Consider the following 19243-nt stretch of genomic DNA (forward strand, 5'->3'; position numbering starts at 1 on the left):
AGAAGATGCCGCTGACCGACGCCGCGCAGACCGTGCAGGTCTCGGCCTACCCGGACGCCTACGCCCAGTGGGAGCAGCAGGCCACCGACATCGTCCACCAGCACTGGAACAGCTGACAGAAACAACCGCTGGCCGGCACCCCGAACACGGGGTGCCGGCCAGCGGCGTATTCAGCCCGCGTCGGCGACCAGCTCGACCTCGTACCCCTGGGTGTCGGACAGGTAGGCGGCGTAGGTCTGCGGGCCGCCGGCGTGGGGGTGGCGGTCCGGGAAGAGCAGCTCCCAGCCGTGTCCCGGCGCGGCGGCGACCAGCCGGTCCACGGCGGCCGCCGGGCCGGCGTGGAAGGCCAGGTGGTTGAGGCCCGGCGCGCACCGGTCGTGCGTGCGCCCGGTGAGCGCCGGTGACTCCTCCAGGACCAGGTAGGTCGGGCCGAGCCGCCAGGACCGGCCGGCCGGCCAGTCCTGGTACGGCGTCCAGCCCAGCTCGCCGAGGAGCCAGCCCCAACTACGCCTGCCTGCGGCGAGATCGGGTACCCACACCTCCACGTGGTGCAGCGCCCCGACGGTCAGCGCTTGCCGCCCGGCACCCATACCACATCCCCGTCCGGATTTGCCGTTCTTGACAGGATAAAGAGCAGATCGGAGAGCCGGTTGAGATACTTTGCCGGGAGCGTGCTGGTCCGGTCCGGATCGTGCGCGACCAGCGCCCACCCCGCACGCTCGGCGCGCCGGGCGGTCGTCCGTGCCACGTGCAGCAGTGCCGCGCCAGCGGTGCCGCCGGGGAGGATGAAGGAGTCGAGCTTGCTCAGGCGCGCGTTGTACTCGTCGCACCAGCCCTCAAGGCGCTCCACGTACTCCTCGGTGACCCGCAGCGGCGGGTACTTCGGGTCCGGCTCCACCGGCGTCGCCAGATCCGCGCCGACGTCGAACATGTCGTTCTGGATCGACTGCAGCACCGCCCGCAGCTCGTCGGGGAGCTGCCCGAGGGCGAGCGCGACGCCGATCGCGGCGTTGCACTCGTCCACGTCCGCGTACGCGGCGATCCGCGGATCGGTCTTCGGCACCTGCTCGTTGTTGTTCAGCCTGGTCATGCCGGCGTCGCCGGCCTTGGTGTAGATGCGCGTGAGGTGGACGGCCATGACGCACAGCCTACGGATCCCGGACCTGACGATCCCGGCGCGGCCGGCCCGCACGGCCTGGCCGGCCGGGGTGGGGCCGGGCGACGCCGGCGACCCGGCGGTCAACGACGTCGACGTCATCCGGGTGCCCGGTGAGGCCCGGCTGGCCGGCACCGTGCACGTGGTCGGGGCGAAGAACTCCGCGTTGAAGCTGATGGCGGCGGCGCTGCTCGCCCCGGGGCGCAGCGTGATCACCAACGTTCCCCGGATCACCGACATCGCCATCATGGGCGAGGTGCTGCGCCGGCTCGGCTGCGCCGTACGCTTCGCCGCCGACGACCCGGTCGACCCCATGGTGGCGCGCGGCGGGGTGGAACGGTCCCGGTCGGTGGTGATCGACGTGCCGGAACAGCCGGGCGCGGAGGCCGACTACGACCTGGTCCGCCGGCTGCGCGCGTCGATCTGCGTGCTCGGCCCGCTGCTGGCCCGCCGGGGGTACGTGCGGGTGGCCCACCCGGGCGGGGACGCCATCGGCTCGCGCGGCCTGGACATGCACATCGCCGGGCTGTCCCGGATGGGGGCGGAGATCTCCGGCGAGCACGGCTTCGTCATCGCCGAGGCCCCGGACGGGCTGCACGGCGCGGACATCCTGCTGGACTTCCCGAGCGTCGGCGCCACCGAGAACCTGGTGATGGCGGCCGTGCTGGCCCGGGGCACCACGACGATCGACAACGCGGCGCGGGAGCCGGAGATCGTCGACATCTGCACCATGTTGAACCGGATGGGCGCCCGGATCGAGGGGGCCGGCACGTCGACCCTGCACATCGTCGGGGTGCCCGAGCTGCGCCCGGTGCGGCATGCCACGGTGGGGGACCGGATCGTCGCCGGGACGTGGGCGTTCGCGGCTGCCATGACCCGCGGCGACGTGACCGTGACCGGCGTCGACCCGGGCTACCTGGAGGTCGCGCTGGACAAGCTGGTCTCGGCCGGCGGCCTGGTGGAGACCCGGGGCGGGGCCTTCCGGGTACGCATGGACGACCGGCCGAAGGCCGTCGACGTGGTCACCCTGCCCTTTCCGGGCTTCGCCACCGACCTGCTGCCGATGGCGATCGGGCTGGCCGCGATCAGCGACGGAGGGTCCCTGATCACCGAGAACATCTTCGACGGCCGGTTCATGTTCGCCAACGAGATGATGCGGCTCGGCGCGGACATCAAGACCGACGGCCACCACGCCCTGGTGTGCGGCCACGAGCGGCTCTCCGGCGCCCCGGTACGCGCCACCGACATCCGGGCCGGGGCCGGCCTGATCATCGCCGGGCTGTGCGCCGACGGGGTCACTGAGGTCTCGCACGTGCACCACGTCGACCGCGGCTACCCGGACTTCGTGGCGGACCTGCGGGCCCTCGGCGTCGAGGTGGAGCGCGGCACCGCCCCCGAGGAGCCCGACCTCGCCATCTGAGAGGGCCGCCTTAGCAGTCGTTCAGCCTCGCGGATTAGGGTGCTCGGAGACACTCATTCGCAGCGAGGGAGAAGCAGATGGCGGGTCGACTCGCGGTCGTCGGTGCCGGGTTGATGGGCTCGGGCATCGCCCAGGTGGCGGCGCAGGCGGGCTGGCAGGTGACGCTGCGCGACCTGGACGACGCGGCCACCCGGCGGGGCGTCGACGGCATCCGGAAGTCGCTTCAGAAGTTCGCCGAGAAGGGGAAGATCGAGGCGTCCGAGGTCGAGGCGACCCTGGCGCGGATCACGCCGACCACCGAGCTGGAGGCGGCGGCCGACGCGGACATCGTCGTCGAGGCGGTGTTCGAGAAGGTCGAGATCAAGCACGAGGTGTTCCGCGCGCTGGACAAGATCTGCAAGTCCGACGCGGTGCTGGCCACCAACACCTCGGCCATCCCGGTGACCCAGATCGCCACCGCCACCGAGCGCCCGGAGTCGGTCGTCGGCACCCACTTCTTCTCGCCGGTGCCCATGATGAAGCTCTGCGAGCTGGTCCGTGGCTACAAGACCAGCGACACGGCCCTCGCCACGGCCAAGACGTTCGCCGAGGAGATCGGCAAGACGGTCGTGGTGGTCAACCGGGACATCGCCGGCTTCGTCACCACCCGGCTGATCTGCGCCCTCGCCATGGAGGCGGTCAAGCTGGTCGAGTCCGGCGTGATCTCCGCCGAGGATCTCGACACGGCGTGCAAGCTGGGCTTCGGCCACGCCATGGGCCCGCTGGCCACGGTCGACCTGACCGGCGTGGACGTGCTGCTCAACGCCAGCAAGAACATCTACACCGACACCGCCGACGAGAAGTTCTTCCCGCCGGAGCTGCTGCAGTGCATGGCCACCGCGGGTGACCTGGGCCGCAAGACCGGCCAGGGCTTCTACAGCTACTGATCCCTGCGCCTGACGCCCCCGGCCACCCCGGTCGGGGGCGTCACGCTTTCCGGGGCGGGGTGAGGGCCGCGCCGAGCAGGGCGAACGCGTCGGGGATGACGGTGCCCCAGTAGGCGAAGTTGTGCCGGCCGTCGGCCCAGGCGGCGCGTACCGGGGGTTCGGGCAGCGCCCGGGCCAGGGCGCGGACGTCCTTGAGGAAGTTGTCCTGCCGGCCGCACCAGAGGCCGACCGGGGTGCCGCGCAGCCGGTCCGCACCGGTGAAGACCGCGTCGCCCGGGCGCACGGCGGGGGAGAAGGCCGCCACCGCGCGCAGCCATTCCGGGTACGCCTCGGCGAGCAGCAATGCCCCGAACCCACCCATCGACCAGCCCCAGACGGCGAGCCGGCTGCTGTCGAAGCCGCGCCGGGCGCACCAGGTGGGCAGCTCCTCGCGGACCATCCGTTGTGGGTCGTCGGCGCCGGAGCGGCGCCAGGAGAGCCGGCCGCCGGTGGCCCCGGCCAGCGCGAAGGGCGGGGCGCCGCGGCGTACCGCCTCGGTGAGGAACCGGGCCAGCCCGAACCGGCCGTAGTCCCGGGGTGTGGCGGAGGCGCTGTGCAGCACCAGGCAGACGGGGAGGCCGCGGCCGTCGCCGTACCCCTCGGGCACGGCCGTCCAGAAGTCCACCTCGCGGGCGCGGGCCCCGGAGGCGATCCGGATCAGCCGCTCGTCCCCGGCCGGCACGTCCGGCACGGCGGGCCCCGGCCCGGGCCGGGGCTCGGCGAGCTGCCGGGCGGTGAGCCCGCCGACCACCGCGACGCCGGCCACGCCGGCAGCGGCGGTCAACAGCGTGCGCCGGGTCAGGATGTGCGCCATGCCGGCGAGTGTGCCACCCGCGGGTGACCGCCGGGGCGGCCGTCGTTCACCGGGCCGTGGCCGGCCCCGACCTGGTCGGCTCGCCGGAGTCGCCAGCGCTCGGGCGGGGCAGGCGGGCGGGGCCGGGTGCGGTCCGGCGCAGGCCGGGGGTGAGGGCGACGGTGGCGGCCAACGCCGCCGCGGCCACCAGCGCGACGGCACGGGACGGCGCGACGAGGTCGGCGGCCGCCCCCGCGAGCGCGGCGCACACCGCCTGCGCGGCCAGCATGCCGTTGCCGTGGAGGCCGAGCACCTGGCCACGGGCCTCGGGCGGTGAGTGGGCGATCAGCCGCTCCTGCAACGGCAGTGTGGCGGCGTAGCCGACCGACGCGACAAGCGCGACGGCCATGGCCACCGGCAGCGGAGGCGACAGCAGGATGGCCAGGTACGGGACGGCGAGCAGCAGCCGCAGCGGGTGGATGCACCGCTCGCGGCGGGCCGGCGTCAGGAAGCGCCCCACCACCACGTCCCCGACCAGCATGCCGAGGGCGGCGGCGGCGAGCAGGAAGCCGGCGCGGTCGCCCGCGTACGGGACGAACAGCGCCTCGCAGCCGACGATCAGGCCGCCGGGCACCCAGAGGTTGAGGAGAAGCGACCGGCGACCGGGGTCGGCCCAGAGGGTCCGGTTGACGAGGTGGGTGCGCGCGACCGTCACCCGCCCGGTGGCCCGGGCGGGACGCTCGGCGAGCCCGAGCCAGCCCACCGCCGCGGACACCGCCCGCAGGACCAGGGCGAGCAGGAACACCTGGTACGGGCTCAGCCAAACGAGCAGGACGCCGGCCAGCCCGAACCCGGCGATCTGCATGACGCCGACGCTGGTGTTCATCGTGGCCCGGGCCAGCACGTAGGCGTCGACGGGCACGATGTCGGTGAGCAGTGCCCAGCGGGCGCCACCGGCGACCGAGCCGACGTACGCGTTGACGAAGATGACCGCGAAGCGGGCCCACAGCGGCAGTCCGGGCACGGCCTGCAGCGCCGCTCCGGCGGTGGCCAGCAGGGCGGCGAGGGTCAGCGCCCGACGGGGCGGCACGCTGTCCGCGGCGGACAGCAACGTCAGACTGCCGAGGACCCCTGCCAGCGGCGCGCCGAACATGCTCAGCGCGGTGAGCAGGGCCGAGCCGGTCGCCGCGTAGGTCAACGCGCCGAGGGCCAGGGCCGACGTCGTGTGCGCCGCGATCCCGGCGCAGTTGGCCAGGAACAGGTTGCGGAACTCCCGGACCGCGAACAGTTCTGCGTAGGTTCTCACCCGGGCATGGTCCGTAGGCGCCCGGCGGATCCCATAGAGTTACGTCTGGAGGCGAAACGTGGGCGTCTGGCAGGTGCCACCCGACCTGGTCGCGCGGAGCCGGTTCACGGTCTCGCCGATGGCCGACACGGTCGGGGCGCTGAAGGCGCTCCTTTTCCCGCATGTCCCGTGGGAGCAGGCGTGGCGACGACCGCACGTCGACGCCTTCCGGGGGATGCTGGCCGCCCGGCCGGTGGCCCGGGCGCTGGTGTCGGCGTCGTTCAACCTCCGGTGGATCGCGGACTTCCTCACCATCGCGCCCGCCTCAGCGGACCCGACGTTCCCGGCGGAGCTGGCGGCCGTCGAGAGGTTGTCCGACGAGCGGATCCGCGCCGACCTGCGTGCCACCCGCCCGGGACCGCTCGCGACCGAGCTGCTGGCGGACGGGCTCACCGGGCAGGTGGTGGAACTCCTCCAGTGGATCTGGACGCACACCGTCGCACCGGAGTGGCCGGAGCGGGAACGCCGGCTGCGGGCGGACATCGTGGCCCGCACCGCCGCCCTGAGCACTCACGGCTGGGCCGGGGCGCTGGCCGACATCAACCGCAACGTGCGGTGGCTGGGTGACGGCCGCCTCCAGGTCAACGACTACGCGGAGCCGCCGGTGTCGCTGCACGCGGCCGAGCAACTGGTCTTCCTGCCGGCCCACTGCCGCCGCGGCTGGGTGCTGTGGGACATGCCGACCCGGTTCGGGATGGTGTATCCGGCGCGCGGGATCCTGGTCGACCCCACCTCACCGGCACCCGACGGTCTCGCCCGGCTGGTCGGCGCGAACCGGGCCGACATCCTGGCCCGGCTCGACGCGCCGCTGAGCACCTCGCAGCTCGTGGTGGTGACCGGGCTGTCCCTCGGCACGGTGAGCGATCACCTGCGGGTGCTGCTCGACGCGGGCGCGGTCGGCAAGCGGCGGTCCGGCCGCGAGGTGCTCTACTGGCGTACGCCGCTCGGCGCCGCGCTCGTCGCCGGCGGGTGATCAGCCGTCGCGCTTGGTGGTCCAGCGGAAGGTGGTCAGGCAGAGCACCAGGCCGAGCACGCACCAGAGGCCGAGGACCAGGGCGACGCGGCCCAGCTCGAACGAGCCGCCCGGTTCCTGCGCCCCGAAGCTGTCCGGCAGGAAGACCGACCGCAGCCCCTGGCACATCCACTTGAGCGGGAAGAGCGCGGCGACCTGCTGCATCCAGCTCGGCAGGCTGGTGAAGACGAAGAACACCCCGGAGATGAACTGGAGGACCAGGGCCACCGGGGTGACCACGGCCGAGCCGCTGCGGGCGGTGCGCGCCAGCGAGGAGATGGCGATGCCGCACAGGGTGCAGGCGGTGACGCCGAGGACGGCGACCCACCCGAAGGTGAGCCAGCGGGCGGCGGTGTCGGGCAGCGTCAGGTCGAACAGCGCCACCGACACGGCGAGCAGCAGCGCGGTCTCCGCGATGCCGATGGCCACCACCATGAGCACCTTGCCGGCGAACCACACCCACTTCGGCATCGGGGTGCCCCGGTAGCGCTTCAGCACGCCACGGTCCCGCTCGATGGGGATCCAGATGCCGAGGTTCTGGAAGCTGACCGTCATGAGGCCGGTCGCGATCATGCCGGTGATGAAGTACTGCGTGTAGCTGACGCCGGGCGCGATCTCGTCGTTGAAGATCGCCGCGAAGATCAGGATCATGATGACCGGGAAGCCCATCGTGAAGACGACGGACTCCCGGGAGCGCAGGAACTGGGTGATCTCCAGCCGGCCCTGCCGCAGGGCGAGCGCGCCCCCGCCCGGCCGGCGGCCTCGGGCGGCGGCGACCGGGGCGGCCGGCTTCGTCGTGGTGGTCATCAGTGTCCGATCATCCGCAGGTAGACGTCTTCGAGGGTCGGCCGGGTCACCGTGAGGCCGGGGACCTCGCCGCCGAAGCGCGCGGCCAGCTCCGCCACCAGCGCCGTCGGCGTCGCGGTCTCCGCCGTCTCCGGCGTCCCCTCGGGGGTACGCCAGGACACCGTCGCCAGCGCCTCCTGGCGGTTGCCCAGCCGGTTCGGCGGGGCCACCTCGACCACCCGGCCGGCGGCGATCACACCGACCCGGTCGGCGAGGGCCTCGGCCTCGTCCAGGTAGTGGGTGGTGAGCACGATGGTGGTGCCGGCGGCGGAGAGGTCCCGGATCAGGTCCCAGAACTCGCGCCGGGCCTCCGGGTCGAAGCCGGTGGTGGGTTCGTCGAGGAAGAGCAGCTCGGGGCGGCCGACGATGCCCAGCGCCACGTCGAGCCGGCGCTTCTGCCCACCGGAGAGGGTGTGCGTGCGCGCCCGGGCCTTGGCGCCCAGCCCGACCCGCTCGATCACCTTCTCGGGGTCGTCTGCCTCGGGGTAGAAGCCGGCGAAGTGCCGGACCACCTCGGCGACGGTCAGCTCGTCGAACTCGCCGGTGCCCTGGAGCACGATGCCGACGCGGGAGCGCCAGCCCGAGTCCGGGTGGGCCGGGTCGGCGCCCAGCACCCGCACCTCGCCGGCGTCGCGCCGCCGGTAGCCCTCCAGGATCTCCACCGTGGTGGTCTTGCCCGCGCCGTTCGGGCCGAGCAGGGCGAACACCTCGCCGCGGTGGACGTCGAGGTCCACCCCCGCCACCGCGAGGTTGTCGCCGTACGCCTTGCGCAGCCCCCGTACGGAGATCGCGAGCTCGTCATCCATGACGTCCAGTGTGCGACTCCGGCCGGCCGGGCGGCGGCCCGGGGTGTGGTGGTGTCGCCCATGCCGCGCCGCTCGTGCCCGTCGGTCCGCTCCATGGACCTGTGTGGTTTTCCACAGCCCGTTTTACTGAACGGTAACTTAAACTCCGGCCATGGACGAGAAGGCTCCTTCGGGGCGGCTGCCGGAGCGCGACCGGCCCTGGGTGATGCGCACCTACGCCGGGCACTCCTCCGCCGCGGCCACCAACGCGCTCTTCCGCCGAAACCTGGCGAAGGGGCAGACCGGGCTGTCGGTCGCCTTCGACCTGCCCACCCAGACGGGCTACGACCCGGACCACGAGCTGGCCGCCGGCGAGGTGGGCCGGGTGGGCGTGCCCGTGGCGCACCTCGGCGACATGCGGGCCCTCTTCGAGGGCATCCCGCTCGGCGAGATGAACACCTCGATGACCATCAACGCGCCGGCCATGTGGCTGCTCGGCCTCTACGGCACGGTCGCCGCCGAGCAGGGTGCCGAGCTGGCCCGCTGCGCCGGCACCACCCAGAACGACATCATCAAGGAGTACCTGTCCCGGGGGACGCACATCTTCCCGCCGGCGGCCTCACTCCGGCTCACCGCGGACGTCATCGCGTACACGCTGCGCGAGATGCCGAAGTGGAACCCGGTCAACATCTGCTCGTACCACCTCCAGGAGGCCGGCGCGACGACGGTGCAGGAGGTCGGCTTCGCCCTGGCCACCGCCGTCGCCGTGCTCGACGCGGTGCGCGACTCCGGCCAGGTGCCCGCCGAGCGGATGGGCGACGTCGTCCAGCGGATCTCCTTCTTCGTCAACGCCGGCGTGCGCTTCGTCGAGGAGATCGCCAAGATGCGCGCGTTCGGCGCGCTCTGGGACGAGATCACCCGCCACCGGTACGGCGTCGAGAACCCGAAGCAGCGCCGCTTCCGCTACGGCGTCCAGGTCAACTCGCTGGGCCTCACCGAGGCGCAGCCGGAGAACAACATCCAGCGCATCGTGCTGGAGATGCTCGGCGTCACCCTCTCCCGCGACGCCCGCGCCCGCGCCGTGCAACTGCCCGCCTGGAACGAGGCGCTCGGCCTGCCCCGGCCCTGGGACCAGCAGTGGTCGCTGCGCATGCAGCAGGTGCTGGCGTACGAGTCGGACCTGCTGGAATATCCGGACCTGTTCGAGGGCTCGCAGGTGATGACCGCGCTGGTCGACGACCTCGTCGCGGGGGCCCGGGTCGAGCTGGAGAAGGTGCTGGAGATGGGCGGCGTGGTGACCGCCGTGGAGACCGGCTACCTGAAGAGCGCCCTGGTCGCCTCGCTGGCCGACCGGCGTCGGCGGATGGAGGCCGGCACCGACGTGGTGGTCGGCGTCAACCGCTTCACCGAGACCGAGCCGTCGCCGCTGACCGCGGCCGGCGCCGAGGCCATCGAGCAGGTCGACCCCGCCGTCGAGGCGGCCGCCACCACCGCCGTACGCGAATGGCGGGCCGGCCGGGACACGGCCGCCGTGGACGCGGCACTCGCCCGGCTGCGCGCGGACGCCGCGACCACCACGAACCTGATGCCGGCGACCCTGGAGTGCGTGCGAGCCGGCGTGACCACCGGCGAGTGGGCCGGCGCGCTGCGCCGGGTCTTCGGCGAGTACCGGGCCCCCACCGGCCTGTCCGGGGCGGCCGGCGCCGGCGGCGACGCCGGCCTGGGCGCGGTCCGGGAGCGGGTCGCCGCCACCGCGCGCGAACTGGGCAGCGGCCGGCTGCGGCTGCTCGTCGGCAAGCCCGGCCTGGACGGGCACTCCAACGGCGCCGAGCAGATCGCGGTACGCGCCCGCGACGCCGGCTTCGAGGTGGTCTACCAGGGCATCCGGCTGACCGCCGGGCAGATCGTGGCGGCCGCCGTGGAGGAGGACGTCGACCTCGTCGGCCTCTCGGTGCTGTCCGGGTCGCACCTGGCCGCCGTGCCGGCCGTGCTGGACGGCCTGCGCGCCGCCGGGCGGGCCGACCTGCCCGTGGTGGTCGGCGGCATCATCCCGGCGGGCGACGCGGACGCGCTCCGGGCCGCCGGGGTGGCCCGCGTGTTCACCCCGAAGGACTTCGCGCTGACCGGCATCATCGACGATCTGGTCACCGTGATCCGCGAGTCCAACGGCCTGTCCTGAGGCGGCGCCCGGCCTGGAGTCAGCGGCCGGCCGAGGTTTGCGGCGACCCGAGGTCTGCCCGGCGACCCGAGGTCTGCCCGGCGGCCCGAGGTCTGCCCGGCGGCCCGAGGTCTGCCCGGTGGGCCGAGGTCTGCGGTGGGCCGAGGTCTGCGCCCGGCCCGAAGTCTGAAGCGGCTCCGGTCAGCGGCTCGCGTAGGTCTGGCAGTCGGCCATGTCCATCTCGGGGCCGACGGTGATCGCGGGGGCGTGACACTCCAGGTCGGAGTTGTGCCGGCAGTCCGCGCGCTGGCAGGCGCCGACCTGGGCAATCAGCTGCTCGACGCCGCCGCGCACCGGCAGCTCGATGAAGGTGTGGCAGTGCGCGTGGTCGCTGCTGCCGATCGTGATGGCGAACGCGTGGCAGTCGTTCGTGTGGTTGTAGGCGCAGGACCTGACGGCGCACTCCTGGACCCGGGGCATCTCCATCGACGCGGTCATCTCTCCGGCCCTCCTCTGGACGTCTGTCCCGAACGTAGGCGTTCGTCCCAGTCCTCACCCTCGATCTCGGCCCGGGTCATGCGGTCGGGTGCCCCGCGGCCGTCGTGCCCCCCAGCGGAGGCAGGTGCTCCACCACCGCCTTTGCTCTGCAGCCCTTTACGCAGCGCCCGCCGGTGGGGAGGTGTTGCGTCCGTGGCTGCAGAGCAAAGGGGGGCCGAGCCGGTGGACCGTTGGCTGAGTGGGGCGGGTGGCTGAGTGGGCCGGGTGGCTGAGTGGGCCGGGTGGCTCGGTGGGGCCGGGGCTGGTGGGGCGGTTGCTGGGTGGGGGCGTTGCTGGATGGGGCCGGTGGTTGGGCGGGCGCTGCCTGGCCCGCGTCTGGCCGTTGAGTCGTTCTCGACATCAGCTCGACAGGCGCCGGCGCGGAGACGGTTGGGGCGGGCCGCCGCGCCGCCGCCCACGCAGGCAGGCTCGGTGTGGGGTGGGTGTCCGGTTCGTGCCCTGCGCGGGTGGTGAGTGGAACGCTATGTGTGTCTCCCGGGTCCGGATACATCCATAGCGTTCCACCGACGGTGCCGAGGTGGGTGCGGTGTCCGGTTGCGGGGGTGACCGGCGGCATCCCGGCGGTGGAATGGCCGGCGGGCCGGTGTCGTTGTATCCGGGTGAACGGCCGAGGACCACGCCCCGCCTCCCGGGGTGCCCGGCCCACAGCGACCGCCCGCCGAGGCGGGACTGCCCGGCCGGGAATGACGGTGGCCGGCCGGTCGTTGTACATGGTCCCGGCGCTGCGAAGTGGCTTCGCCCCGCGCGCCGGATGATCCCCCCAAGACTTTCCCTTTGAGCGCCTGACGGTGCTCGCGCACACCGATACACCGCCGACCCCCGTCGGTCGTGTGCGCCAACCCCCGAATGGAGCCATCCGTGATGAACACGATGCTGCGTAAGAGTGTGCTGGGTATTGCTGGTCTGGCTTTCACCGGTGGTGTCTTCGCCGGTCCGATCGCCGCCCACGCCGACGCCCACCCGGTGGACAGCAAGCCGGTGGCGGTGAGTGTGCAGGGCGCCCAGTCGAAGATTGAGCTGAACGACGAGCAGACCGCGAACGCCAAGGCGATCATCGCGGCGACGAAGAAGGCCGGCCTGCCCGAGCGGGCCGCGGTCATCTCCATCGCCACGAGCCTGCAGGAGTCGAAGCTGGAGAACCTCGGCCACCTCGGCGACGCCAATGACCACGACTCGCTGGGCCTGTTCCAGCAGCGCCCGACCAGCGGTTGGGGCAGCCCGGAGCAGATCACCAACCCCGAGTACTCCACCCTCGCCTTCCTCAAGGGCCTGAAGCAGGTCGACGGCTGGGAGAGCATGCCGCTGACCGAGGCCGCGCAGACCGTGCAGGTCTCGGCCTACCCGGACGCCTACGCCCAGTGGGAGCAGCAGGCCACCGACATCGTCGCCCAGCACTGGAACAGCTGACCCACACAACCGCTGGCCGGCACCCCGACAACCGGGGTGCCGGCCAGCGGCGTATCCGAAGTGAAGGACGGCGGTCACCCTCGCCCCCAGCCCCCACCGCGACCACGAAGGAAGCGGAACTCAGACCCGGAACCCGGCAGCCCGAGCCGCCTGACGTTCGCGACGGCGCTCTCGACGCCGCCGCAGGAACCAGAAGAGGAACGCCACGAACCCGAGCAGGAACACCAGCACGAGCACCGGCAGCAGGATGGCCACCACCGACATGATGGCGCTGGTCGCGTCCTCGGCGGTGCTGGCCACCGGGGCGCCGAAGCCCGCGGTGGTCGCGTTGATGACCGGGCGGGCTGCCGACTTGAGCAGGTGCACGCCGAGCGCGAGGAGCACGCCGACCACCACCGGCACCCACTGGTGTGTGGAGAAGAAGGTGTCCGGGTCGCTGACCGTCACCGTCTCCGAGCTGGAGCCGGCGCCGAAGGCCAGGCCCCCGGCGGTGGGCCGGACCACGGTCTGCACCACGTCGTTGACGTGGTCGACCACCGGCACCTTGTCGGCCACCACCTCGACGGCGAGCAGCACGGCGAGGATCAGCAGGACCCAGCCGTTGCCCAGCCACTGCCAGCCGCTCGGCAGGTCCATGAGGTCGGTGTAGCGGGCGAGCAGACCCATCAGCAGGAGGGGGATGTAGGCGTTCAGGCCCGCCGAGGCGGCGAGCCCGGAACCGGTGAGGACTTCGAGCACGATCTCAATATCGCACCGGTGCGCCAGTGGCGCTCGTCGGCGACTGCCGGGTGCTCCGCTACCCTCGTCGGGTGCGGTTGGTGATTGCGAAGTGCTCGGTGGACTACGTCGGACGACTGTCGGCACATCTGCCGCCGGCCACCCGGTTGCTCATGGTGAAGGCGGACGGGTCGGTGTCGATCCACGCCGACGACCGGGCCTACAAGCCGTTGAACTGGATGAGCCCGCCGTGCCGGCTGGAGGAGGCTCCCGGTGTGTGGCGGGTGGTCAACAAGGCCGGCGAGGAGCTGCGCATCACCCTGGAGGAGATCTTCCAGGACACCTCGTACGAGCTGGGTGTCGACCCGGGCCTGCGCAAGGACGGCGTCGAGGCGCACCTGCAGGAGCTGCTGGCGGCCAACCCGGAGACCCTCGGCGAGGGGTTCACGCTGGTGCGGCGGGAGTACATGACCGCGATCGGCCCGGTCGACCTGCTCTGCCGGGACGCCAACCAGCGCGCGGTCGCGGTCGAGGTGAAGCGGCGCGGCGAGATCGACGGCGTGGAGCAGCTCACCCGCTACCTCGAACTGATGAACCGTGACCCGCTGCTCGCCCCGGTCGCCGGGGTGTTCGCCGCGCAGGAGATCAAGCCGCAGGCGCGGGTGCTCGCCACCGACCGGGGCATCCGGTGCGTGGTGGTCGACTACGACAAGCTGCGCGGCATCGAACGCGACGAGCTGACCCTGTTCTGAGCCGGCCGGGCCGGGGTGGTCAGCGGCCCCGGCCGTACATCAGCTTGGCGGCCTTGACCAGGCGGGCGACGTCGGCGGGGGTGCGTTCGAAGGTCATCGACGGCAGCAGCGAGCGGGCGCGGCGGCGGGTGATCGACTTGGCGCGGCCGAACTCGCGCAGCCCGTCCTCGCCGTGGATGCGACCGAAGCCGGAGTCGCCGACACCGCCGAACGGCAGGGTGGACATGCCGGCGAAGGTCAGCGTCGAGTTGACCGCGGCCATGCCGGAGCGCAGCCGCCGGGCGACCGCCACGGCCCGCTTGCGGCCGAAGACGGAACCCCCGAGGCCGTACGACAGGGCGTTGGCCCGTTCGACGGCCTCGTCCACGTCGCGGACCCGGTTGACGGTCAGCGTCGGCCCGAAGGTCTCCTCGCGCACCGCGGCCGAGTCCTCCGGCACGTCCACGAGCACGGTCGGGTGCACGTACGGCGGCTGGACCGCCTCGGGGCCGCCGAGCACCGGCCGGCCGCCGGCCGCCACGGCGTCGTCGATGTGCCGCCGGATGACGTCGACCTGGGACGGCATGGTGATCGGCCCGATGTCGGCGCCGTCGGGGCCGACGGTGAGCCGGCCGGCCTTCGTCACCACCTTGTCGACGAAGGCGTCGAAGACCTGGTCGACCGCGTAGACGCGCTCGATGCCGATGCAGGTCTGCCCGGCGTTGGTCAGCGCGCCCCAGACGCACGCCTCGGCGGCGGCGTCCAGGTCGGCGTCGGAGTCCACGATCATGGCGTCCTTGCCGCCGGCCTCCAGCAGCACCGGGGTGAGCGTCTCGGCGCAGGCGGCCATCACCTTCTTCGCGGTGGCGGTCGAGCCGGTGAAGGCCAGCTTCGCCACTCCCGAGCGGCACAGGGCCGCGCCGACGTCGCCGAGCCCGTGCACGGCCTGGAGGACCGGCTGCTCGGGCACCACCTCGGCGAACCGGTCGACGAGCCACTGCCCGACGGCCGGGGTGTACTCGCTCGGCTTGAACACCACGGCGTTGCCGGCGGCGAGGGCGTAGGCGGCGGAGCCGATCGGGGTGAAGACCGGGTAGTTCCACGGGCCGATCACGCCGACCACCCCGTACGGCTGGTATTCGAGGTGGGCCGTGAACTCGGCGAGGATCAGCCGGGAGCGGACCCGGCGCGGCCCGAGCACCCGGCGGGCGTTGCGGGCGGCCCAGTCGATGTGCTCCAGCGCGGTGAGGATCTCCACCACGGCGTCGCCGACCGGTTTGCCGCCCTCGATGTGCACCAGGTCGGCCAGTTCCTCCATCCGGCGGGCGAGCACGCCGCGCCAGCGCAGCAGCCGGTCGCGCCGGCCGGCGAAGCCGAGCCCGGCCCACCAGTCGGCGGCGGTGCGGGCCCGCTCCACCGCGGCCCGCACGTCCGCCTCGGTCGCGACGGGAAGCCGGCCGGCCTCCGCGCCGGTCGCCGGACTGGTCGACACGAGTCGGCCGTCCTCGATGAGCGGGATCCCCGGGACACGCACAGCCGTCATGGCCGGAGTCTAGACCCGAGCGTTACTCACCGGTAGGCCCCGCGGGAGCCGTACCCTCTGCCCAGGTCGGCGGTGTCGCGGGGTCGGCGGGATCGACGGACGTGCCGCCGGTTGAACCGGCGGCGCCCGCCGAAACGGCGAACAGGAGATGGCCGGCCGGGGTCCCGGGGGTGACCGCGCGGTGGTGGGACCGATTACGGTGAGGTGGCAGGCTGACGCCGCGGAGCGACGGTGGGGTGGAGGTCGACTGTCCATGGAGGAGCATCCGGAACTGATGCCGCTGTTGACGGTGTCGGGTGGGACGATGCGCGGGCTGAGCTTCCGGGTCGGCCGGGATCCACAGCTGGTCGGCCGGGCGCCGAACGCCAACATCGTGCTCGCCGACCCGCATCTGAGCCGGCGGCACGCCACGGTGCAGGCCACCGTCGACGGGGTGGTGCTCACCGATCTCGGCTCGACCAACGGCACCTGGCTCAACGACCAGCGGATCGTCGGCAGCGTGGCGCTCACCGACGGCGACGTGATCCGGCTGGGCCGCACCGACCTGCGCTTCTTCGACCCGGGCGTGGCCCGCACCGACCCGGTCGGCATGAGCTTCGGGCAGCCGCGCCGCGACCAGCGGCCCACCCTGCCGTTGCCGGTCCCGCCCTCGCCGCGCACGCCGGTCGAGTCGCGCGGCACGCTGCCGCTGGCGGTCGAGGCGCACCGCTGACCCTGAGTTCGGCCACACCGGCCGGCGGTCCCGAATGGGGCCGGCCCACATGGACCGGTCGCGGGCGGCCGTGCCAGCATGCGCGGATGGGGAACGAGCGACACACCGTCCGGGCCAACGGCATCGTCCAGGCGGTCCGGGTGGCCGGCCCGCCGGACGGCGTGCCGGTGCTGCTGGTGCACGGCAACGTGTCGTCCGCCGCCTTCTGGGAGCCACTGCTGCCCCGGCTGCCGGAGACGCTCCGGGTGGTGGCCCCCGACCTGCGCGGCTACGGCGACACCGACACCGCCCCGGTCGACGCCACCCGGGGCCTCGGCGACTTCGCCGACGACGTGGCCGCCCTGCTCGACGCCCCCGGCCTGTTCGCCCCCGGCGCCCGGCCCGTGGTGGTGGGGCACTCGCTCGGCGGTGGGGTGGCGATGCGGCTGCTGGTCGACCACCCCGACCGGGTGGCCGGGCTGCTGCTGGAGGCGCCGGTCTCCCCGTACGGCTTCGGTGGGACCCGGGACCTCGACGGCACCCCCACCACGCCCGACTTCGCCGGGACCGGCGCGGGCACCGCGAACGCCGACTTCGTGGCGCGGTTGGCGGCGCGCGACCGGGACGCCGACGGCCCGACCAGCCCGCGCAACGTGCTGCGCTCGGCGTACGTGGCCGACCCGGCGTCGCTGGGTGGGGACGAGGAACTGCTGCTGGAGAGCATGCTGACCACCGCCACCGGCGAGGACAACTACCCCGGCACGGCGGTGGCCTCGGCGCACTGGCCGGGCATGGCGGCGGGGGAGCGGGGCGTGCTCAACGCGCTGGCGCCCGCCCACTTCCGGCTCGCCGACGAGCTGGTCGCCGTCGCGGCCAAGCGGCCGGTGACCTGGGTACGCGGCGACGCCGACGTGATCGTCTCGGACACCTCGCTGTTCGACCTGGCGTACCTGGGGTCGCTCGGGATGGTGCCGGGCTGGCCGGGCGCGGCGGACTGCCCGCCGCAGCCGATGGTCGGGCAGACCCGGGCGGTGCTCGACCGGTACGCGGCGGCCGGCGGGACGTACCGGGAGGTGGTGTTGCCCGGCTGCGGCCACAGCCCGCACCTGGAGCGGCCGGCCGAGTTCGTGGCCGAGCTGCTGGCGCTCACGGAGGTGCCCTCCGGGGTCTGACCGACGCGGTGCGTGAAATATCCCACGGCGTCTCGACAACGCAGCGTCACGTGGCAGACTCCGGCGCATAACCTTAGCCGCCGTTCATGTCGGCGACGGCGGAGTCAACCAGGGAGGCCGGTCGTGGCGCGCGAGTTCACCAGTGTGGGTGTGGTGGGTCTGGGCACCATGGGTGCCGGCATCGTCGAGGTGTTCGCCCGCAACGGCATCGACGTGGTGGCCGTCGAGATCTCCGCCACCGCCGTGGAGCGCGGCCGAGCCACCCTCACCGGCTCCACCGACCGCGCCGTCGCCAAGGGCAAGCTCGCCGAGGCCGACCGGGACGCGCTGCTGGCCCGGATCGACTGGCAGGTCGGGCTGGACGCCCTGCACTCGGTGGACCTGGTGATCGAGGCGGTGCCCGAGCACCTGGACCTGAAGCAGCGGATCTTCGCCGAGCTGGACCGGGTCTGCAAGCCCGAGGCGATCCTGGCCACCAACACCTCCTCCCTGAGCGTCACCGAGATCTCGGTCGCCACCACCCGGCCGAACCAGGTCATCGGCATCCACTTCTTCAACCCGGCGCCGGTGATGAAGCTGGTCGAGGTGGTCCGCACCGTGGTCACCTCCGCCGACGTGGTGGCCGACGTGGAGGCGCTCTGCGCACGGCTCGGCAAGGTCGACGTCACCATCAACGACCGGGCCGGTTTCATCGCCAACGCGCTGCTGTTCGGCTACCTGAACCACGCGGTCGGCATGTTCGAGTCCCGGTACGCCACCCGCGAGGACATCGACGCCGCCATGAAGCTCGGCTGCGGCCTGCCCATGGGCCCGCTCGCGCTGATGGACCTGATCGGCCTCGACACCGCCTACGAGATCCTGGACACCATGTACCGGCGCGGCGGCCGCGACCGCCGGCACGCCCCGGTGCCCCTGATCAAGCAGATGGTCACCGCCGGCCTGCTCGGCCGGAAGTCCGGCCGCGGCTTCTACACCTACGAGCAGCCGGGCTCCCCGGTGGTCGTACCCGACGAGCACACCCCGGTGAGCACGGGCGCCGCGCTCGCCGACGGCGCCCGGGCGATCGCCAAGGTCGGCGTGGTCGGCTCGGGGACCATGGCCACCGGCATCATCGAGGTCTTCGCCAAGGCCGGCTACGAGATCATCTCGGTGACCCGGGGCGCGGAGAAGTCCGCCAAGGTCTGCGAGGCCGTCAAGACCTCGCTGAACAAGGGTGTGGTGCGGGGCAAGCTGAGCGAGGACGACCGGGACGCCGCGCTGGGCCGAATCACCTGGTCGGCCACCCTCGACCACCTGGCCGACGTCGACCTGGTGGTCGAGGCGGTGGTCGAGGAGTTGAGCGTCAAGAAGGCCCTCTTCGCCAGCCTCGACGAGATCTGCAAGCCGGGCGTCGTGCTGGCCACCACCACCTCGTCGCTGCCGGTGATCGACGTGGCGATGGCCACCCAGCGGCCGGCCGACGTGATCGGCCTGCACTTCTTCAACCCGGCGCCGATCATGCCGCTGGTGGAGATCGTGCAGACCATCCGCACCTCGGCGGAGACCGCCGCCACGGCCCGGGCGGTCTGCGCGGGGCTGGGCAAGACCGGCGTGGTCTGCGGCGACCGGTCCGGCTTCATCGTCAACGCGCTGCTCTTCCCGTACCTGAACGACGCGGTGAAGATGCTGGAGGCCAGCTACTCGACCGCCGACGACATCGACTACGCCATGAAGCTCGGCTGCGGCTACCCGATGGGCCCGTTCGAGCTGCTGGACGTGGTCGGCCTGGACGTCTCGCTGGCCATCCAGCGGGAGCTCTACCTGGAGCTGCGCGAGCCGGGCTTCGCCCCCGCGCCGCTGCTGGAGCACCTGGTCACCGCCGGCTACCTGGGCCGCAAGAGCGGCCGCGGGTTCCGCGACCACACCAAGCGCTGATCCGGGTCAACGCCGGGGGCCGCTGACGGC

At 72.9% G+C, this 19243-nt stretch carries 18 protein-coding genes; 9 read left to right on the forward strand and 9 right to left on the reverse strand.

Translation table 11 applies throughout. The annotated features are described in order from the left end of the window. Positions 1 to 170: 170 nt before the first annotated feature. Positions 171 to 590 (reverse strand): VOC family protein, encoded by a 420-nt coding sequence (locus ABZS80_RS27635; protein WP_355060331.1) that lies wholly within the window; start codon positions 588 to 590, stop codon positions 171 to 173. Continuing rightward, positions 566 to 1138 (reverse strand): cob(I)yrinic acid a,c-diamide adenosyltransferase, encoded by a 573-nt coding sequence (locus ABZS80_RS27640; RefSeq protein WP_151465161.1) that lies wholly within the window; start codon positions 1136 to 1138, stop codon positions 566 to 568. The genes ABZS80_RS27635 and ABZS80_RS27640 overlap by 25 nt, the downstream gene beginning before the upstream one ends. On the opposite strand from ABZS80_RS27640, the gene murA reads away from it, so the two are divergent. Both murA and ABZS80_RS27650 read left to right on the forward strand, forming a co-directional pair. After that, entirely contained in the window at positions 1137 to 2576 is a 1440-nt protein-coding gene (gene murA / locus ABZS80_RS27645; RefSeq protein WP_355060333.1) for a UDP-N-acetylglucosamine 1-carboxyvinyltransferase, read from the forward strand. The two genes, ABZS80_RS27640 and murA, sit on opposite strands and share 2 nt — an antisense overlap. Before the next feature lie 77 nt (positions 2577 to 2653). Then, entirely contained in the window at positions 2654 to 3502 is an 849-nt protein-coding gene (locus ABZS80_RS27650; protein ID WP_355060335.1) for a 3-hydroxyacyl-CoA dehydrogenase family protein, read from the forward strand. A 40-nt stretch (positions 3503 to 3542) separates the two neighbouring features. On the opposite strand, the gene ABZS80_RS27655 is transcribed toward ABZS80_RS27650, so the two are convergent. Together ABZS80_RS27655 and ABZS80_RS27660 are read right to left on the reverse strand one after the other, a co-directional pair. After that, positions 3543 to 4355 (reverse strand): alpha/beta hydrolase-fold protein, encoded by an 813-nt coding sequence (locus ABZS80_RS27655; protein WP_355060337.1) that lies wholly within the window; start codon positions 4353 to 4355, stop codon positions 3543 to 3545. 46 nt (positions 4356 to 4401) lie between these two features. Then, the gene (locus tag ABZS80_RS27660) at positions 4402 to 5640 is read right to left on the reverse strand and encodes an MFS transporter (RefSeq protein ID WP_355060339.1); all 1239 of its coding nucleotides are present in this window, start codon (positions 5638 to 5640) and stop codon (positions 4402 to 4404) included. A gap of 58 nt (positions 5641 to 5698) precedes the next feature. On the opposite strand from ABZS80_RS27660, the gene ABZS80_RS27665 reads away from it, so the two are divergent. Beyond that, positions 5699 to 6652 (forward strand): helix-turn-helix domain-containing protein, encoded by a 954-nt coding sequence (locus tag ABZS80_RS27665; RefSeq protein WP_355060341.1) that lies wholly within the window; start codon positions 5699 to 5701, stop codon positions 6650 to 6652. Here the strand turns inward: ABZS80_RS27665 and ABZS80_RS27670 are convergent, their stop codons facing one another. Further along, positions 6653 to 7498, reverse strand: coding sequence for an ABC transporter permease (locus ABZS80_RS27670; RefSeq protein WP_355060343.1), 846 nt, complete (start codon positions 7496 to 7498; stop codon positions 6653 to 6655). Then, positions 7498 to 8343 (reverse strand): ABC transporter ATP-binding protein, encoded by an 846-nt coding sequence (locus ABZS80_RS27675; RefSeq protein WP_355060345.1) that lies wholly within the window; start codon positions 8341 to 8343, stop codon positions 7498 to 7500. Before ABZS80_RS27675 ends, ABZS80_RS27670 begins: the two co-directional genes overlap by 1 nt. A 151-nt stretch (positions 8344 to 8494) precedes the next feature. On the opposite strand from ABZS80_RS27675, the gene ABZS80_RS27680 reads away from it, so the two are divergent. Further along, positions 8495 to 10501 carry a protein meaA gene (locus ABZS80_RS27680; RefSeq protein ID WP_355060347.1) on the forward strand — a complete coding sequence of 669 codons (2007 nt, stop codon included), beginning with the start codon at positions 8495 to 8497 and terminating at the stop codon, positions 10499 to 10501. Between the two features lie 180 nt (positions 10502 to 10681). On the opposite strand, the gene ABZS80_RS27685 is transcribed toward ABZS80_RS27680, so the two are convergent. Beyond that, positions 10682 to 10978, reverse strand: coding sequence for a DUF1540 domain-containing protein (locus ABZS80_RS27685; protein WP_151465152.1), 297 nt, complete (start codon positions 10976 to 10978; stop codon positions 10682 to 10684). A 921-nt stretch (positions 10979 to 11899) separates the two neighbouring features. Here ABZS80_RS27685 and ABZS80_RS27690 point away from each other — a divergent pair. Further along, positions 11900 to 12445, forward strand: a complete 546-nt coding sequence (locus ABZS80_RS27690; protein WP_355060456.1) for a hypothetical protein — start codon at positions 11900 to 11902, stop codon at positions 12443 to 12445. Positions 12446 to 12565: 120 nt separating this feature from the next. Here the strand turns inward: ABZS80_RS27690 and ABZS80_RS27695 are convergent, their stop codons facing one another. Beyond that, the gene (locus tag ABZS80_RS27695; RefSeq protein ID WP_151460945.1) at positions 12566 to 13183 is read right to left on the reverse strand and encodes a DUF4126 domain-containing protein; all 618 of its coding nucleotides are present in this window, start codon (positions 13181 to 13183) and stop codon (positions 12566 to 12568) included. 71 nt (positions 13184 to 13254) lie between these two features. On the opposite strand from ABZS80_RS27695, the gene nucS reads away from it, so the two are divergent. Beyond that, positions 13255 to 13914, forward strand: coding sequence for an endonuclease NucS (gene nucS, locus ABZS80_RS27700; protein WP_262284724.1), 660 nt, complete (start codon positions 13255 to 13257; stop codon positions 13912 to 13914). 19 nt (positions 13915 to 13933) lie between these two features. Here nucS and ABZS80_RS27705 read toward each other — a convergent pair whose 3' ends face one another. Next, positions 13934 to 15436: an aldehyde dehydrogenase family protein gene (locus ABZS80_RS27705; RefSeq protein WP_355060350.1), complete on the reverse strand. Its 1503-nt coding sequence runs from the start codon at positions 15434 to 15436 to the stop codon at positions 13934 to 13936. Positions 15437 to 15689: 253 nt separating this feature from the next. Between ABZS80_RS27705 and ABZS80_RS27710 the strand changes: the two genes are divergently transcribed. The 3 genes from ABZS80_RS27710 (at position 15690) to ABZS80_RS27720 (ending at position 19213) form a co-directional block, all read left to right on the forward strand. Continuing rightward, on the forward strand, positions 15690 to 16148 hold the full coding sequence (locus tag ABZS80_RS27710; protein ID WP_355060351.1) for an FHA domain-containing protein: 459 nt from the start codon (positions 15690 to 15692) through the stop codon (positions 16146 to 16148). A gap of 86 nt (positions 16149 to 16234) precedes the next feature. After that, complete coding sequence (locus ABZS80_RS27715) at positions 16235 to 17299, forward strand: alpha/beta hydrolase (RefSeq protein WP_355060353.1); 1065 nt, start codon at positions 16235 to 16237, stop codon at positions 17297 to 17299. A gap of 123 nt (positions 17300 to 17422) precedes the next feature. After that, on the forward strand, positions 17423 to 19213 hold the full coding sequence (locus ABZS80_RS27720) for a 3-hydroxybutyryl-CoA dehydrogenase (RefSeq protein WP_355060355.1): 1791 nt from the start codon (positions 17423 to 17425) through the stop codon (positions 19211 to 19213). Positions 19214 to 19243 lie beyond the last annotated feature (30 nt).

The organism is Micromonospora sp. NPDC005305 (assembly GCF_040607315.1).
Taxonomy (GTDB): Bacteria; Actinomycetota; Actinomycetes; order Mycobacteriales; family Micromonosporaceae; genus Micromonospora.

What these genes read in the sequence shown, in the direction of transcription:
- ABZS80_RS27635 (WP_355060331.1), bottom strand. Translation starts at nt 590, where the DNA reads ATGGGTGCCGGGCGGCAAGCGCTGACCGTCGGGGCGCTGCACCACGTG.
- murA (WP_355060333.1), top strand. Translation starts at nt 1,137, where the DNA reads ATGACGCACAGCCTACGGATCCCGGACCTGACGATCCCGGCGCGGCCG.
- ABZS80_RS27640 (WP_151465161.1), bottom strand. Translation starts at nt 1,138, where the DNA reads ATGGCCGTCCACCTCACGCGCATCTACACCAAGGCCGGCGACGCCGGC.
- ABZS80_RS27650 (WP_355060335.1), top strand. Translation starts at nt 2,654, where the DNA reads ATGGCGGGTCGACTCGCGGTCGTCGGTGCCGGGTTGATGGGCTCGGGC.
- ABZS80_RS27655 (WP_355060337.1), bottom strand. Translation starts at nt 4,355, where the DNA reads ATGGCGCACATCCTGACCCGGCGCACGCTGTTGACCGCCGCTGCCGGC.
- ABZS80_RS27670 (WP_355060343.1), bottom strand. Translation starts at nt 7,498, where the DNA reads ATGACCACCACGACGAAGCCGGCCGCCCCGGTCGCCGCCGCCCGAGGC.
- ABZS80_RS27675 (WP_355060345.1), bottom strand. Translation starts at nt 8,343, where the DNA reads ATGGATGACGAGCTCGCGATCTCCGTACGGGGGCTGCGCAAGGCGTAC.
- ABZS80_RS27680 (WP_355060347.1), top strand. Translation starts at nt 8,495, where the DNA reads ATGGACGAGAAGGCTCCTTCGGGGCGGCTGCCGGAGCGCGACCGGCCC.
- ABZS80_RS27685 (WP_151465152.1), bottom strand. Translation starts at nt 10,978, where the DNA reads ATGACCGCGTCGATGGAGATGCCCCGGGTCCAGGAGTGCGCCGTCAGG.
- ABZS80_RS27690 (WP_355060456.1), top strand. Translation starts at nt 11,900, where the DNA reads ATGAACACGATGCTGCGTAAGAGTGTGCTGGGTATTGCTGGTCTGGCT.
- ABZS80_RS27705 (WP_355060350.1), bottom strand. Translation starts at nt 15,436, where the DNA reads ATGACGGCTGTGCGTGTCCCGGGGATCCCGCTCATCGAGGACGGCCGA.
- ABZS80_RS27710 (WP_355060351.1), top strand. Translation starts at nt 15,690, where the DNA reads ATGGAGGAGCATCCGGAACTGATGCCGCTGTTGACGGTGTCGGGTGGG.
- ABZS80_RS27715 (WP_355060353.1), top strand. Translation starts at nt 16,235, where the DNA reads ATGGGGAACGAGCGACACACCGTCCGGGCCAACGGCATCGTCCAGGCG.